The organism is Nocardia sp. NPDC051990, from assembly GCF_040680755.1.
GTDB lineage: Bacteria > Actinomycetota > Actinomycetes > Mycobacteriales > Mycobacteriaceae > Nocardia.
The window spans coordinates 126837-142395 of record NZ_JBFAXH010000002.1; the positions used below are offsets into that span (position 1 = coordinate 126837).

Annotated in this window: 14 protein-coding genes; 11 read left to right on the top strand and 3 right to left on the bottom strand. The window is 66.6% G+C overall.

Annotated features, from left to right (window positions below):
- Nucleotides 1-172 precede the first annotated feature (172 nt).
- Both miaB and AB0L63_RS04225 read left to right on the top strand, forming a co-directional pair.
- Nucleotides 173-1729: a tRNA (N6-isopentenyl adenosine(37)-C2)-methylthiotransferase MiaB gene (miaB, locus tag AB0L63_RS04220; protein WP_364494382.1), complete on the top strand. Its 1557-nt coding sequence runs from the start codon at nt 173-175 to the stop codon at nt 1727-1729.
- A 326-nt stretch (nt 1730-2055) separates the two neighbouring features.
- Nucleotides 2056-2637 (top strand): hypothetical protein, encoded by a 582-nt coding sequence (locus tag AB0L63_RS04225; protein ID WP_364494384.1) that lies wholly within the window; start codon nt 2056-2058, stop codon nt 2635-2637.
- A 396-nt stretch (nt 2638-3033) separates the two neighbouring features.
- Here AB0L63_RS04225 and AB0L63_RS04230 read toward each other — a convergent pair whose 3' ends face one another.
- Complete coding sequence (locus AB0L63_RS04230) at nt 3034-4464, bottom strand: DUF349 domain-containing protein (protein WP_364494386.1); 1431 nt, start codon at nt 4462-4464, stop codon at nt 3034-3036.
- Between the two features lie 264 nt (nt 4465-4728).
- Between AB0L63_RS04230 and AB0L63_RS04235 the strand changes: the two genes are divergently transcribed.
- The 9 genes from AB0L63_RS04235 to AB0L63_RS04275 all read left to right on the top strand — a co-directional run bounded on the left by AB0L63_RS04235 (nt 4729) and on the right by AB0L63_RS04275 (nt 14480).
- Nucleotides 4729-5517, top strand: a complete 789-nt coding sequence (locus AB0L63_RS04235; RefSeq protein WP_364495604.1) for a hypothetical protein — start codon at nt 4729-4731, stop codon at nt 5515-5517.
- Entirely contained in the window at nt 5514-6431 is a 918-nt protein-coding gene (gene miaA / locus AB0L63_RS04240) for a tRNA (adenosine(37)-N6)-dimethylallyltransferase MiaA (RefSeq protein ID WP_364494389.1), read from the top strand. The genes AB0L63_RS04235 and miaA overlap by 4 nt, the downstream gene beginning before the upstream one ends.
- Nucleotides 6428-7273: a TrmH family RNA methyltransferase gene (locus AB0L63_RS04245; protein ID WP_364494392.1), complete on the top strand. Its 846-nt coding sequence runs from the start codon at nt 6428-6430 to the stop codon at nt 7271-7273. Before miaA ends, AB0L63_RS04245 begins: the two co-directional genes overlap by 4 nt.
- A gap of 27 nt (nt 7274-7300) precedes the next feature.
- Nucleotides 7301-8188 (top strand): diaminopimelate epimerase, encoded by an 888-nt coding sequence (dapF, locus tag AB0L63_RS04250; protein WP_364495607.1) that lies wholly within the window; start codon nt 7301-7303, stop codon nt 8186-8188.
- Between the two features lie 234 nt (nt 8189-8422).
- On the top strand, nt 8423-9886 hold the full coding sequence (gene hflX, locus AB0L63_RS04255; RefSeq protein ID WP_364495609.1) for a GTPase HflX: 1464 nt from the start codon (nt 8423-8425) through the stop codon (nt 9884-9886).
- A gap of 242 nt (nt 9887-10128) precedes the next feature.
- Nucleotides 10129-11028: a lysophospholipid acyltransferase family protein gene (locus AB0L63_RS04260; RefSeq protein WP_364494394.1), complete on the top strand. Its 900-nt coding sequence runs from the start codon at nt 10129-10131 to the stop codon at nt 11026-11028.
- 99 nt (nt 11029-11127) lie between these two features.
- Nucleotides 11128-12141, top strand: a complete 1014-nt coding sequence (locus AB0L63_RS04265; protein WP_364494397.1) for an alpha/beta hydrolase family protein — start codon at nt 11128-11130, stop codon at nt 12139-12141.
- 167 nt (nt 12142-12308) lie between these two features.
- The gene (locus AB0L63_RS04270) at nt 12309-13454 is read left to right on the top strand and encodes an acyl-CoA dehydrogenase family protein (protein ID WP_364494400.1); all 1146 of its coding nucleotides are present in this window, start codon (nt 12309-12311) and stop codon (nt 13452-13454) included.
- Nucleotides 13455-13607: 153 nt separating this feature from the next.
- Nucleotides 13608-14480, top strand: a complete 873-nt coding sequence (locus AB0L63_RS04275; protein WP_364494403.1) for an alpha/beta hydrolase — start codon at nt 13608-13610, stop codon at nt 14478-14480.
- Here the strand turns inward: AB0L63_RS04275 and AB0L63_RS04280 are convergent.
- Both AB0L63_RS04280 and AB0L63_RS04285 read right to left on the bottom strand, forming a co-directional pair.
- Nucleotides 14477-14719 (bottom strand): VOC family protein, encoded by a 243-nt coding sequence (locus AB0L63_RS04280; protein ID WP_364494406.1) that lies wholly within the window; start codon nt 14717-14719, stop codon nt 14477-14479. The genes AB0L63_RS04275 and AB0L63_RS04280 overlap by 4 nt on opposite strands.
- Complete coding sequence (locus AB0L63_RS04285; RefSeq protein WP_364494408.1) at nt 14720-15346, bottom strand: histone deacetylase; 627 nt, start codon at nt 15344-15346, stop codon at nt 14720-14722.
- Nucleotides 15347-15559 lie beyond the last annotated feature (213 nt).

Below are 15559 nucleotides of genomic sequence, written 5' to 3' on the forward strand. Positions count from 1 at the left end.
GTCGTCGGTCATGGTTCAAGACCTTAAGCGGAAAACGGCGATTTGCCCGAGTTTCGGCGACACACCGTAACGCCGCGCCGACACGACACAGCGCTGTAACCCTTCCGATGCAGCCCAGAGCCTGCGCCGATGCGCTGAAAACCAGCGTTGCGCACCCCCGTACCCTGGACGGGTGGATTCGATCGGACAGGCAGTGCTGTCTCCCGCCCCTGCGGCCGCGGCCAGCGCACGCAGTTACGAGGTCCGTACCTTCGGTTGCCAGATGAACGTGCACGATTCCGAACGCTTGTCGGGCCTGCTCGAGGATGCGGGTTATGTGAAGGCCGCGCCGGGCGCGACGGCCGATCTCGTCGTCTTCAACACCTGCGCGGTGCGCGAGAACGCGGACAACAAGCTCTACGGCACCCTCGGGCACCTCGCGCCGATCAAGGCCGACCGGCCGGGTATGCAGATCGCCGTCGGCGGCTGCCTGGCACAGAAGGACCGCGACACCGTTGTGCGCAAGGCGCCGTGGGTGGATGTGGTGTTCGGCACACACAACATCGGATCGCTGCCGGTGCTGCTGGAACGGGCGCGGCACAATGCCGAGGCGCAGGTGGAGATCCTGGAATCGCTGGAGGCATTCCCGTCGAGCCTGCCCGCCAAGCGCGAATCCGCCTATGCGGGTTGGGTATCGATCTCGGTGGGCTGCAATAACACCTGCACGTTCTGCATCGTGCCGTCGCTGCGTGGCAAGGAGGTCGACCGGCGTCCGGGTGACGTGCTCGCCGAGGTGCAGGCGCTGGTCGATCAGGGCGTGCTGGAAGTCACGCTGCTCGGCCAGAACGTGAACTCCTATGGTGCGTCCTTCGCCGATCCCGATGAGGCGCGCGATCGCGGTGCCTTCGCTAAATTGCTGCGCGCGGCCGGGGGCATCGATGGGCTGGAGCGGGTGCGCTTCACCTCGCCGCATCCGGCCGAATTCACCGATGACGTGATCGAGGCGATGGCCGAAACGCCGAATGTCTGCCCGCAATTGCATATGCCGCTGCAGTCCGGGTCGGATCGAGTGCTGAAGGCGATGCGCCGGTCCTACCGCAAGGCGCGCTACCTCGGCATCATCGAGAAGGTGCGGGCCGCGATGCCACATGCCGCGATCACCACCGACATCATCGTCGGCTTCCCCGGCGAGACTGAGGAGGATTTCCAGGAGACCCTGGATGTGGTTCGGCAGGCGCGGTTCACCAGTGCTTACACCTTCCAGTACTCCAAGCGCCCCGGCACACCCGCCGCGGATATGCCCGACCAGCTGCCCAAGGCGGTGGTGCAGGAGCGCTACGACCGACTGATCGTGCTGCAGGAGGAGATCTCCCTCGACGCGAACAAGGCGCTCATCGGCACCGAGGTCGAATTGCTCGTCGCCGAGGGCGCGGGCAAGAAGAACGCCGCGACCGCCCGCATGAGCGGCCGAGCCCGCGACGGCCGACTGGTGCATTTCCGCCCCGAAGGCGCCGCGGAGAAGATCCGCCCCGGTGACATCATCACCGTCGACATCACCAACGCGGCCCCGCACCATCTGATCGCCGACGCGCCTGTCAAATCCCACCGCCGTACCCGCGCGGGCGACGCGCACGAAAGGGGCATCACCCCCAAAACCGAACCCATCGGCGTCGGCCTCGGCCTCCCCCGCATCGGTGCCCCAGCCCCCGAACCCGTCGCCACAGGCTGCTCAACCGGCTGCGGCGCATGAGCACCCGGCCGGGTGACGACGACCTGACGCGAGCCGCGGGAGCGGGTCGCGCACCCGGTGCGTCCGGGGCGGGTTCGCCCGAGTCGGATTCGGCTGGCGCGGCGCCGGATCGCAGGGCGGGTACTGATGACAGTGCCGCGTTGAACAGTGAACGCGGCGAGGACACGCCGAACTCACCCGCAGTGGACTCGCTCGGGGATTCGGGTGCGGGGGATGGGCGTACTACCGGACGTAGTGGGGTGGCTGCGGGGTATGGGCGCGGTAATGGCACAGTTGATGCCGATAAGGCAGCGGAGCAGGGATCAGCCGAAGGAGACGAGGGGTCAGTGAACTCGGTCGAGAGCAGTAATGGCTTCGAGCAGTTCAAGAACGATCTCGATGCCGTAGAGCGGCGCATCGCGGGGGAGATCGATCCGGGGGTGCGCGCGATGGTGGTCGCGGGCGCGGTTTTCCTGCTGCTGTTTTCGCTCGTGCTATCGCATGCCGGTGGTGCCCGCGGATTCGATGTGCTGCTCGGCACCGATGCCGCGCGCGCGGAGCACATCGGCCTGCCGTCGCGGATCTTCGTCTGGTTCGCCGTGGTCTTCGGCATCGGCTTCTCATTGCTCGCGCTGATGACCCGCCGCTGGGTGCTCGCCTGGATCGCGGTCGCCGGTTCCGCCGTCGGCAGCGCCTTCGGCGTTTTCTCGATCTGGCACCGTCAGACCCCCGGCCTCGGCAACTACCACGGCGCCGGCCCCGGCATCGGCCTCATCCTCGGTGCCATCGCCATCAGCATCCTGACCTTCCACTGGATCCGCGTCGTCTGGAGCCGCACCGCCCTGCAACTCGCCGCGGAAGAACAGCGCCGCAACGCCGCGGCCGCTGCCGAGGAACGCGACCGCCGTCGCCGCACCGGCGACTCCTGAACTACCCGGCGCGTATGTGCCGGACCCGCGCCGACCGTGCACTGTGGCGGCATGTGGCAGAAACCACCCGAATCTGCACAGCACCAGCGCTCATGGAGTTGACTGTGCCCTGAGCTGCCGGCGTCTGTTGGCTTGAACATCCGCCGCCGACGATGGGCCGGTATGCAATGCTCTTGTGCGCAATTTCGCGAGAATGCGGTAGGAACTATTCGATTCGGCGGAGCACGCGCGCTCATGGAAGTTGGCGACTCCCTGAGCTGTCCTGCGCGCGCTTCGGCGCTCGGTGTCCCGGACCGGGCACAGTCGCATCGGCGGCCGGTTGCCGATCGCAGCCGAACTCGGCAACCGGTCGCGCGACCGACCGATGCGGTCCGCACCAGAGTGCAGGTCGCCGGGTCAGCGGTTGCTGACTGCGCCTTCGGCGGCCTCGGCCCATTCGCGCCACTGTTTGGCCTGCTCCAGGGCCTTCTCCGCATCGCGCTTATTGCCTGCCGCGGTTGCCTTCGCGGCCTGTTCCTCGAACTGGGCGACGCGCTCGCGGAACTGGGCGGCTCGGGCCACGGCCTCCGGGTCGGTGCGGCGCCATTGGGCGTCAACCGCGTCGCGGACGCGCTTTTCGATAGTGCGGAGTTTGCCTTCGAGTTCCTGGATGCGGTCGCGCGGGACCTTGCCGATCGCGTCCCATTTGTCCTGGAGTTCGCGTAGGGCGGCGCGGGCGGCGTCCAGACCAGTGGCCGGATCGATGTGGTCGTAGGCGCCCAACAGTTCTTCTTTGGCGGCGGCGTTGTGCTCGAATTCGGCGTCGCGCTCGGAGACGGCAGCATTGCGCGCGGCGAAGAAGACGTCCTGGGCGCTCTTGAAACGCCGCCACAGTGCCTCGTCGGCCTCGCGCGGTGCCCGGCCCGCGGCCTTCCACTCGGCGAGCAGCTCGCGGAACACACCGGCCGTACCGGCCCAGTCGGTGGAGCTGGACAGTTCCTCGGCGCGCACGCAGAGTTCTTCCTTGCGCGACTTGGCGGCCGCGCGCTCGCGATCGAGTTCGGCGAAGTGCGCGCCACGGCGGCGGTTGAAGGCCTCACGCGCCTTGGAGTAGCGCTTCCACAGTGCGTCGTCGACCTTGCGATCCACTCCGCGGATGGACTTCCATTCGTCCAGGATTTCGCGCAGCCGATCGCCCGCGGCCTTCCACTGGGTGGATTCGGTGGCGATCTTCTCGGCCTCGGCGCACAGCGCTTCCTTGCGCTCGGTGTGCTCGTGCCTGGCCTTTTCCTTCTCCTCCTTGGCGTGCGCGGCGGCCTCTTCGGAGTGTTCGGCAATGGCCTGCAGTCGCCGCGCCAGCCCGTCGACATCACCGATCACCGCCGCGGTGGGCAGCGATTCGGCGATGGCGACCGCGGCCGCCTTGGTCTTGCGGGCATCCGCCCCGGCGGCTAGTCGCGCTTCGAGCAGCGCCACCTCGGTGGCCAGATCGTCGAACCGGCGGCCGAAATGCGCCAGGCCCTCGGCGGCGTCCCCTGCCTGCCAGGATCCGACGACGCGCTCGCCCTCGGCGGTCTTCACCCATGCGGTGCCGTCGTCGTCGACGCGACCCCACGCACTCGGATCGCTGACAGTCGGAACGACCACAGGATGCGGATGCTGCTGCGCGGCCGGTCCCGGCGCCGGCTTGACCGCATGCGGCTTGGGATGGGCCGTCGACCCGCCTGGTTTGGGGGTCGCGGATGGTTTCGGGGTGGCGGAAGGTTTAGGCGCGGCGGCCTTCGGGGAATCCGAGGGGCGCGGCGCGCTGCCGGGGGTCGCTTTCGCCGTTCCGTTGCTATCGCTCATTGCTCCTCGTCCCTGCCGCGCGTCACGGCTGCCTGGTTACGTCCTAGCTCACTCCATTGAACCCGGTTCGAGCCCGGTAGACCATCGATCAATGCCCTCCGACTGATGATTCCCGGGGAAATCAAACCGTGATGACCTGGGTTGTAGCACCTCGAACACTATCAATCCCGGCCGAGTTTGCGGCAGAGACACTCGAAGCCCGTGGTTGCGGGCGTGGCAGCAGTGGTGTGGATCGCACATTCGGCGAACGACTACGGTTACGGCGTGTTCTCCATTGCGGCCCTGGTACCGTCGCCGCCGATCCTGGTGCCCGAGCTCTGCGGCGCCGTCGTGCGGGCGGCCGAGTCGGATTCCGATGACGCGCCCGCGGTGTTGCGCGCGGCCGCACTCGCGGCGGTTGGCGCCTTGGCCGCGACGACTCGGCATTGGACGGTTGTCGGTGTGGGCGCCGCCGCGCAGGCCGTAGGATCGGATGCGGTCGGCACCTTCCGCGGTTTCGGTGCGAACGTGCAGGTCGGGCTTTCGGAGGACGCACTGTCGCGATCGCGGCACACGCCCGGCGCAGCAGATCCGCAGCAGCCGCTACCTGCGCTGATCGCGGGGTGGTTGCGTGGTCAGGTTGCGCCCGAGGCGGTGGCCGCGACCACCCTCGTCGCCGCCGACACCCCCGCCGACGAGTGCGCCCGGATCGGCGCGCAGTTGCGTACCGCGCTGGACGATGCGCCCCAGCGGGCGGGTGTACTGGTCGTCGCGGACGGTGCGGCGACGCTGACCCGCAAAGCACCGGGTTACCTCGACGAGCGCGCCGTCGATGTGCAGCGCGAACTGGACCGCGCACTGGCCGAAGGCGATACCGCCGGACTGCTCGCCCTGGATCCGGCCTTGTGCGCCGAACTCGGGCTGTCCGGCCGCGCGGCCTATCAGGTGCTCGCCGGACTGTTCGCCGCCGACCCGATCGCGCCCTCCGTCGAAACCCTGTACAGCGATGCCCCGTTCGGCGTCGGGTATCACGTGAGCGTCTGGCGGCCGAGCGCACCGGGAGGTGATCGGTGATAACGCCGATCGCCGTCGTCGGCCCCACCGCCACCGGCAAATCCGATCTCGGTCTCGATCTCGCCGAACGACTCGACGGCGAAATCGTGAATATCGATGCGATGCAGCTCTACCGGGGCATGGATGTCGGCACTGCGAAACTGCTGCCCGCCGAACGCCGGGATATCCCGCACCATCAACTCGATGTGCTCGAGGTGACCGAAACCGCCACTGTCGCCGCCTATCAGGCCGCGGCCAGTGTGGATGTGCGCGAGATCATGGCACGTGGCCGGACACCGATCATCGTCGGCGGCTCGATGATGTATGTCCAAGCGCTGCTCGATGATTGGGAATTTCCGGCCACCGATCCGACGGTCCGCGCGCGCTGGGAGGCACTGCTGGCCGAGCGCGGCGTCGGTGCGGTGCACGACGCATTGCGGGCGGCCGATCCGGCGGCCGCGGCGACCATCCTGCCCACCGACGGCCGCCGCATGGTGCGCGCGCTCGAGGTCGTCGAACTCACCGGTCGCCCGTTCGCGGCCTCTGCGCCGGTCATCGGAAAACCGCGCTGGGACACCGTGATCATCGGCGTGGACCGCGACACCACCGAACTCGATGCGCGCATCGAACGGCGCACCGCGCTGATGTTCGAGGCCGGTCTCGTCGACGAGGTACGCGGGCTCATTGATAAGGGTCTGCGCGCGGGCGTCACAGCGCGTCGGGCGATCGGCTATGCACAAGTCCTGTCATATCTGGACAACGAGTACGACCTGAACCACGCGCGGGAACGCACCCTGATCGGCACCCGGCGTTATGTCCGGCGGCAGCGCTCGTGGTTCCGCCGCGATCCAAGGGTGCGGTGGGTGGACGGCGCCGATCCCGATCTGGTCGCGACCGCGTTGTCCCTGCTAGAGAAGGAACAGATGCCGCAGTGACACGTCGTGTGAGTACCCGCAATGCCTCGGTCCAGGTGTGGCAGGCGTATCTGAACAATCGGACCAAGCGCCACCGTGACGGCCGCTTCCTGGTGCAGGGCGTGCGGCCGATCACCCAGGCGATCGCCAACAACTGGCCGCTGGAGACGATGCTCTACCGCCTCGGCGGGCCGGATCTGTCGACCTGGGCCCGCGAACTACTGGAGACCAGCGGTGTGCCGCAGGTCGGCCTGGTGCCGGAGTTGATGGCCGATCTCGGCGAAAAGTCCAGCGGCATACCGGAATTGGTGGCCGTCGCGATATCCAGGCAACCCGAGCTCGATACTTTCGAGCCTGGCGAGCCCGGTGATGCCGCGCCACCTGTCGTGGTGGTTTTCGACCGTCCCAACTCGCCGGGCAATCTCGGCACACTCATCCGCTCCGCCGACGCCTTCGGTGCCAGCGGCATCATCGTGACCGGTCACGGTGCCGACCAATACGATCCGCAAACGGTCCGCGCATCCACCGGTTCGCTGTTCGCCATGCCGGTTTTCCGTGCGGCCGGGCCTGCGCAGGTGCTCGAATTCCGCGACCGGCAGGTCCAGCGCGGCATCCCGACCCGGATCGTCGGCACTGATGAACACGGCGCGGACGCGGTCTTCGACTGCGACTTCGCCGAGGCGACGATCCTGGTCGTCGGCAATGAGACCGGCGGTATGAGTGCGGCCTGGCAGCAGGCCTGTGACGATATGGTCTATATCCCGATGGGCGGCACGGCCAGTTCGCTCGGTGCGCCCTCGGCCGCCGCGATCGCGCTGTACGAAATTTCGCGGCAGCGCCGTACGTTGGTTCGAGGACGATAAGCAGGGAGAATGCACGACGTGTCGGATATCGAGTTCACGAAGGGCCACGGCACCGAGAACGACTTCGTGGTGCTGCCCGATCCGGAGGTCCGGCTGGACCTGTCGCCGGACCGGGTCGCCGCGCTGTGCGATCGCCGCCGCGGACTCGGCGCGGACGGTGTGCTGCGGGTGGCGCGTGCCGGTGCGCTGCGAGACGCGGGTGTGCTCGCCGAGATTCCCGAGGGGATCGCCGGGACCGACTGGTTCATGGACTACCGCAATGCCGACGGCTCGATCGCCGAGATGTGCGGCAACGGAGTGCGGGTTTTCGCGCACTACCTGGCGGCGAAGGGGTTCGAATCGCGTACGGAGTACATCGTCGGTAGTCGTGCCGGCGCGCGTCCGGTCACCGTGCACGCCGGTGGGCCTGCCGATGGCGAGGTCACCGTGGGGATGGGTATCGTGCGAGAGCTCGGTTCCTCGACCGCGACCATCGGCGGCTGGGCCCTCCCCGGCATCGGGATCGACGTCGGCAACCCGCATCTGGCGTGCGTCGATTCGAGCATGTCCGTGGACGCGCTGGCCAAACTCGATCTCACCGTCGCCCCTGGCTTCGATCCAGACCTGTTCCCACAGGGCGTGAATGTCGAGATCCTGACCGGACTGGTCGACGGCGCGGTCGATATGCGCGTCTACGAACGCGGCGTCGGCGAAACCCGTTCCTGCGGAACCGGGACCGTCGCCGCGGCGGCAGCCGCATTGTCCGCCCGCGGCTTTCGCATCGCCACCGATACCGGCGAGGTGCGCGTCCGGGTGCTTGGTGGCGAGGTCACCGTTCGGCTCGCCGAGGGCGCGGCCTGGTTGCGCGGACCGTCGGTGCTGGTTGCGACCGGTCGGATCGCGGAAAACTGGTGGTCGTCGCAGTCGTCCAGCTGAGTGCTGATAACCCTCGCCTGAGCAGAGCGGTGCTGGCCAGGTGCGGCACCGACGCCGGCCGTGTCCGGGGATAACCGAATGCGCATCAGTGAGCAGTCGTGGCAGCATGGATGACGTATGAGGAAATCGAAGATTTATGAATTCACTCCGGCCGCCGACGACAACGACCACGTCGAGGCCGTCGAGGACACGACGGAAGACACCGGCGATGTCGTCGCCGAGCACGCCGCGCGGATGCGGCGGTCCGGTTGGACTGCCGACCCCACGGTCGGCGAGATGCAGCTCGACGAGCGCTCCTCGCTGCGGCGTGTCGCCGGTCTGTCGACCGAGCTCACCGATATCACCGAGGTCGAGTACCGGCAGCTGCGACTGGAGCGGGTCGTGCTGGTCGGGGTATGGACCACCGGTACCGCAACGCAGGCCGAGGCCAGCATGGCCGAACTGGCGGCACTCGCCGAAACCGCGGGCTCGGAGGTGCTCGAAGGACTGATCCAGCGCCGAGACAAGCCGGATCCGGCCACCTATATCGGTTCCGGCAAGGCCGACGAACTGCGCGCCGTGGTACTCGAAACCGGCGCCGATACTGTGATCTGCGACGGTGAACTGACCCCGGCGCAGCTGACCGCGCTGGAGAAGGTCGTCAAGGTCAAGGTGATCGACCGGACCGCACTGATCCTGGATATCTTCGCCCAGCACGCCACCTCCAGCGAGGGTAAGGCGCAGGTATCGCTCGCCCAGATGGAGTACATGCTGCCGCGACTGCGCGGTTGGGGTGAGTCCATGTCCCGGCAGGCCGGTGGTCGCGCGGGCGGCAATGGTGGCGGTGTGGGGCTGCGTGGTCCCGGTGAGACCAAGATCGAAACCGATCGCCGCCGCATTCGCGAGCGAATGGCCAAGTTGCGCCGCGAGATTCGGGAAATGAAGACCGCGCGCGATACCAAGCGGGCCCGTCGCACCTCCAGCGGTATCCCGTCGGTCGCCATTGTCGGCTATACCAACGCGGGCAAATCCAGTCTGATGAATGCGTTGACCGGCGCGGGGCTGCTGGTCCAGGACGCCCTGTTCGCGACCCTGGATCCGACTACCCGCCGTGCCGAACTGGACGACGGCCGCGAGGTCGTCTTCACCGACACCGTCGGATTCGTGCGACATCTGCCGACCCAGTTGGTCGAGGCCTTCCGGTCCACCCTGGAGGAGGTCACCGGCGCCGATCTGCTGCTGCACGTCGTCGACGGTTCCGACCCGCTGCCCGCCGAACAGATCAAGGCGGTCCGCGAGGTGATCACCGATGTGATCAAGCAATCCGGGACACCGGCACCGCCGGAGCTGTTGGTGGTCAACAAGATCGATGCGGTCGACCCGGTCGAGCTCACTCGGCTGCGCGCGATGTTGCCCGACGCGTCCTACGTTTCCGCGCACAAGGGCACCGGCATCACCGAGCTGCGTGAGCGCCTCGCTGAGGTGCTCGGCGGCCTCGACGTCGAAATCAGTGTGCTGCTGCCCTACACCCGGGGCGATCTACTCGCCCGCATCCACGCGGACGGTCGCATCACCACCTCCGAGCATGAGGAGGGCGGCACCCGGGTACGCGCCCGCGTACCGCACGCACTGGCGGCGGCGTTGTCGCCGTACGCACATGCGGGTGGTTCAGCCCACGCCAACGGCGCGGGTTCATCGGAGGCGAATGGGACTCGTTAGGCGGATACCAGCGACCGGCGTAGCGGTTTCCGAGTGGTTCGACGAGACATCTTCCGCGCCATTGATTTCGGGAACACATGGGCAACTCGCCTGGTACGTCCGAAACGCAACCCGCTGATCGGGGACCGGTTCGCCGGATCCGAGTCGCCAACGACTCGCGGGCCGACAGAGGTTCCCGAGAGGCGGAGGAGCGCAGGCGAATTCGTTGCGCTATCGTCATCGAATCGACATCAGGAGGGTAAATGTCGCATGACCACTCCGGTTCGGCTGATTCGGGTGATCGGCGTTCCGGTGCTTCGTCGCTCGATGCGCCGGTGCTGAGTGACGGTGCGCCACTATCGGTTTCGCTCAGCGACACCGATATTCGGTTGCTCGACACCGTGCTCGCGCCGCTGCGCGCGTGGACGAGTCCGCGGTTCTACGGCCTGGAGAACATTCCGGCCGAGGGGCCGGTGCTGCTGGTCGGCAACCACAATCTGATGGGCGGCATCGATGCACCGCTGTTGCTGCCCGAGGTGCTGCGCAGGCGTGGTCGACTGATCCGCGGGCTGGCCGAGAATGTGCTCATCAATGTGCCCGGCATCCGTCAGCTGCTGCACCACTTCGGCTCGGTGCGCGGTAACCGCCGCAACTGCCTGGCGCTGCTGGCCCGCGGCGAAGCCGTCATCGTATTTCCGGGCGGTGGTCGAGAAGCGGTGCGCCGCAAGAACGAGAAGTACGTTCTCAAGTGGGAGGGCCGCTCCGGCTTCGCGCATATGGCGATCGAGGCTGGCGCGCCGATCGTGCCGGTGGCGATGATCGGCGTCGACGACGCCTACGACATCGTCTTCGATGGCGACCATCCGGTCATGCGACCGGTGCGCTGGGCTGTCGAGGCACTCGGTCTGAACCGCGACCTGACTCCGCCGCTGATCCGCGGTGTCGGCCCGACCGGCATCCCGCGTCCTGAGCGCTTCTACTTCTCCGCCGGTGCGCCGATCGACCCGACGCCGTGGCGGAATGCGCCGGATAAGCATGCCGCCGCGGTGCAATTACGTGACGTGGTGCGCAAGGAATTGGAGGAGGAGCTGAAGTTCCTGTTCAGCGAGCGCGATCGGGATCCGGGTCGCACCTTCTTCGGCCGACTGCGCAGTCTGTTCTGAGTCTGCTCTCAGCTATTTGTCAGTAACTCTCCATACCTTGGCCGAATGGCTGGAACGAGAGTGCGAATGGCAGCAGTGGCGGGTGTAACAGCAGTTCTGATGGGATTTCCAGCCGCATCGGGTGGCTTTCTCGCGTCCGCGGCCGGTGTCGCCGATCCGGTCATCGCATCCGGCAAACTGCTCATCTCGTCGCGTTCGTCCGATGGCTCATATGTCGCCGATGTCGCGGTGCACGACAACCGCAATCTGACCTTGCAGGTGTACTCGGCCGCGATGGGCAAAAACATCGAGATCCAGGTGCAGCGCCCCGCCGACACCTCCACCCCGCGCCCGACCCTGTATCTGCTCAATGGCGCAGGCGGCGGGGAGGATTCGGCGACCTGGCAGGCGCAGACCGATGCCGCGCAGTTCTTCGACGACAAGAATGTGAATGTGGTCACACCGGTCGGCGGCAAATGGAGCTACTACACCGACTGGCGCACTCCCGATCCGGTGCTCGGCGTGAATATGTGGAAGACCTTCCTTACCGAGGAATTGCCCCCGCTCATCGATAGCGGACTCGGCGCGAACGGCACCAATGCGATTGCGGGCCTATCGATGTCGGGCACTTCGGTACTGCAACTGCCCATCGCCGCACCGGGCCTCTACCAATCGGTGGCCGCCTACAGCGGATGCGCGCAGATCTCCGACCCGGTCGGCTACAACTTCGTGAACACCGTCGTTGCCGCGGGCGGCGGTGATTCGGCGAATATGTATGGGCCGCAAGGTGATCCGATGTGGGCCGCCAACGACCCTTACGTGCACGCCGACCAGCTGCGCGGCCTGAACCTGTACATCTCCGACGGCACTGGTATGCCCGGCCGATGGGACACCTTGAACGGCCCGCACGCCCTGCCCGGCGCCGGTGGCCTCGTCAACCAGGTCGCCGTTGGTGGCGCACTCGAAGCCGCGGCCAACTACTGCTCGCGCAACCTACAGACTCGCCTGAACCAATTGGGCATCCCCGCCACCTACGACTTCCAGCCCACCGGCACCCATTCCTGGGGCTACTGGGAAGACGCTCTGAAGGCGTCGTGGCCTGTCCTCGCGCGGGGTCTCGGGCTGCCCGCCTAGGGTCGGCGCGCTTCCGTATTTGCCGATCGGCACGGCGAATTGCCTCCGCCGTTCGAGGTGAGACCATGATTTCTGGTCCAGAAGTAAACGAAGGTTCTCGTTCCGGGTACCGTATGTAGCAACGACGGGTCGGTGTGGACCGGCCGTGTGGTCACTAGGAGGTTGGCGTGGAGCGCACACTGTTCGAACCCGAACACGAGCTGTTCCGGGAATCGTTCCGCAAGTTTCTCGATCAGCACGTCGCGCCGAATCACGCGAACTGGGAAGAGCAGGGCATTGTCGACCGCGATGTCTGGCTCGAGGCCGGTAAACAGGGATTCCTCGGCATGGCCATGCCGGAGGAGTACGGCGGCGGCGGGGTAAAGGACTTCCGCTACAACGCGATCGTCGCCGAGGAATCGGTGCGCGGCCAGTACTCCGGCCTCGGCTTCGCCCTACACAACGATGTGATCGCACCCTATCTGCTCGAACTCGCCAACGATGAGCAGAAGCAGCGCTGGCTGCCCGGGTTCTGTTCCGGCGAGATCATCACCGCCATCGCGATGACCGAACCGGGCACCGGTTCCGACCTCCAGGGCATCAAGACTCGCGCGGTCCGCGACGGCGACGACTGGATCCTCAACGGCGCCAAGACCTTTATCACCAACGGCATCAACTCCGATATTGTCATCGTGGTCGCCCAGACCGACCCGGAGAAGGGTGCGATGGGCTTCAGCCTGCTCGTCGTGGAACGCGGCATGCCCGGCTTCGAACGCGGCCGCAACCTCGACAAGCTCGGCCTCGAGGCCCAAGACACCGCCGAGTTGCGCTTCACCGATGTGCGCGTCCCGGGCAAGAACCTGCTCGGCACCGAGGGCATGGGCTTTATCCACCTGATGAACAACCTGCCGCAGGAACGCCTGTCGATCGCCGTCATGGCGGCCGCGGCCATGGAATCCTGCCTGGAGATGACCATCCAGTACGTACGCGACCGTAAGGCCTTCGGCAAGCCGATCGGCGCCCAGCAGAACACTCGCTTCGTGCTGGCCGAACTGGCCACCAAGACCACCGCCGTCCGGGTTCTGGTCGACCGCTTCATCGAAGACCTCAATGCGGGCAAGCTGTCCGTCGAGGATGCCGCCATGGCCAAGTGGTGGAGCACCGAGGAGCAACTCGATCTCATCGACCGTTGCCTGCAACTGCACGGCGGCTACGGCTATATGAAGGAATACCCGATCGCCAAGGCCTACATGGACGCCCGGGTCCAGACCATCTACGGCGGCACCACCGAAATCATGAAGGAAATCATCGGGCGTTCGCTGAAACTGAGTTGATGCCAACCGGTTTCGCGCCCCAGCCGCAGGCTCCGGTCCGCGGCTGGGGCTTTTTCGTCGAAATCGAACCTGTTGCGTCACCGGCCGAAGCTGACTAGTCCGGTTATCGGGTCACCGCGGCTCGAAGGGCGAGCAAAAGGTAGGTTGGGCACAGTGACAGAGCAGGCCCTCGGACAGGAGCACACCTTCGGGACGAGCGCATTCGCGACCACGTCCGATGGCCGTCGACTCCACTACATGGTGCGCGGAACTGGCGGGCCGACCGTTGTTTTCGAATCGGGTATGGGTTTCTCCCGGTCGATCTGGGGTTTGGTGCAGCCGGTGGTCGCCGAGCGTGTACGTGCCGTTGTCTACGACCGCGCCGGGACCGGCCGCAGCGATGACGATCCGAATCCGCGCACTCTCGCCCGGATGGCCGATGACCTCGCCGTGGTCTTGGCGGAACTGGGGGAGGGTCCTTTCATTCTCGTCGGACACAGCTGGGGTGGCCCCATCGTCCGGGTCGCCGCGACCGCGAACCGCGCCCGCATCCACGGAATCGTATTGGTCGATCAGAGTGACGAGAACTGCGAACTGTACTTCCTGCCCTCGGTGCAGAAGCGGTACGCGATGACCCGGATTCTACTGCCCAAACTCGCCCACTCCGGCCTCTACCGCCTGCTCGGCAGCCGGAGCGGCGGCAAGCAGCCCGCCGATATCGCCGCCGATCACCGAGCAGAGGATTTCACCCCGCGCGCCGCGCGCACCATGATCGCCGAACAGGACCAATTCAGCGCAGGATTGCGAAATCTCCGCGACCAGCCGCACGAACTCGGTGCCGTCGATGTCAGCGTCATCACGGGGACCAAACTTCCCCGACTCGACAAGACCACCCGAACCGCACTCACCGCCGCCCACCGCCGCACCGCTGCCGCCTTTCCCAACGGCCGACTGGTCGAGGCCGAGCGTTCGGGTCACCTCATCATGTTCACCGAACCCGACCTGATCGTCGGCGAAATCCTCCGTGTCGTGAACAACACTGGCTAGGGCCGGGATCCGAAGGGCAGCAACGGAATATTCGCGGTCAGGCAGAACGGATGGCCAGCCGGGTCCAGCAGGACCCGCCAGCGATCCGGCCTCGGCTGCTCATCGGCAAGGCGCGCACCGGGTTTCACGGCTTCCGCCGCACCGACATCGATATCGTCGACGCACCGATCCAGGTGAATATGCTTGGGAGTAGGCCCATTCGGCCACGTCGGTGGTGCATTTCTATCTGAAGCCACCATTCATGTGGCCTGACAACCCAGCAGGGTGGCGATGGTCGTGGCGGTCCAGCCGAGATCCGCGCCAGGGCGGGTCGCGATATAGGCGGCGATCTTTTCGACTGTCCAGGTGTGGGATTCGATCAGGCCCGCGGCGAGGTGGCGGATGTAGGCGGCCGACGGTGGGTTGCCAGGGAGGTCGGTATAGCGCCAAGGTGCGGTGATGGTGAGCACCGGATGTCCTTCGAAAGTGCCGGTGCAGACAATGGTTTCGTAGCGACCGGGACCCAGCGTCGAGCGGCCGTGGGTGATTGCTTCGCGTAGGTCCAGGTCGGTGCCGGGGGTTCGGTACATCTCCTGGGCGGCGATATCGCAGAACTGGTCGATGGTGACCAGGTGGGCGCGGGCGGCGGTCGCACCGTGCGCGTCGGGGTCGTAGAAGGCTCGCCCGCCGGTCCAGGTCAGGGATTCGGTGGCGAAGTATTGCACGCCGGGAAGCATGAGCGGTACGGACCGCAGCGGTTCGGCCCGGTGGCGGCAGCCTGGGAGTGTCATCGCGCCGCCCTCGGGTGTGCCGCCGGCCAGGTAGCTGCGCAGGCGGCTCAGATGCATATTCGAGCCGTACGACGCGTACCACACGGTCTCGGTCATGGTGCTGGTCCAGGCATCGCACCCACCTTCGGGTCGGAATCGCCGATAAGACGAGCATGCCACGGGGGGTGGCACCAGCGCCTTGCGCCCGTGAGCACGTCCGGCACCAGCGAGTTCGGCAGCGGTGGATGCACCGGCCGCTGTTCGATAACGGTGAGTCCGGCCGTCTCGACCAGCGCCCATATCTCCGCCGGCGGCGGAAAGTAGGTGAGT

Coding starts and splice junctions, on each gene's coding strand:
- AB0L63_RS04230 (WP_364494386.1), bottom strand. CDS start 4,464: ATGAGCGATAGCAACGGAACGGCGAAAGCGACCCCCGGCAGCGCGCCG.
- hflX (WP_364495609.1), top strand. CDS start 8,423: ATGCGGCGGTCCGGTTGGACTGCCGACCCCACGGTCGGCGAGATGCAG.
- AB0L63_RS04260 (WP_364494394.1), top strand. CDS start 10,129: ATGTCGCATGACCACTCCGGTTCGGCTGATTCGGGTGATCGGCGTTCC.
- AB0L63_RS04265 (WP_364494397.1), top strand. CDS start 11,128: ATGGGATTTCCAGCCGCATCGGGTGGCTTTCTCGCGTCCGCGGCCGGT.
- AB0L63_RS04280 (WP_364494406.1), bottom strand. CDS start 14,719: ATGGTGGCTTCAGATAGAAATGCACCACCGACGTGGCCGAATGGGCCT.
- AB0L63_RS04285 (WP_364494408.1), bottom strand. CDS start 15,346: ATGACCGAGACCGTGTGGTACGCGTCGTACGGCTCGAATATGCATCTG.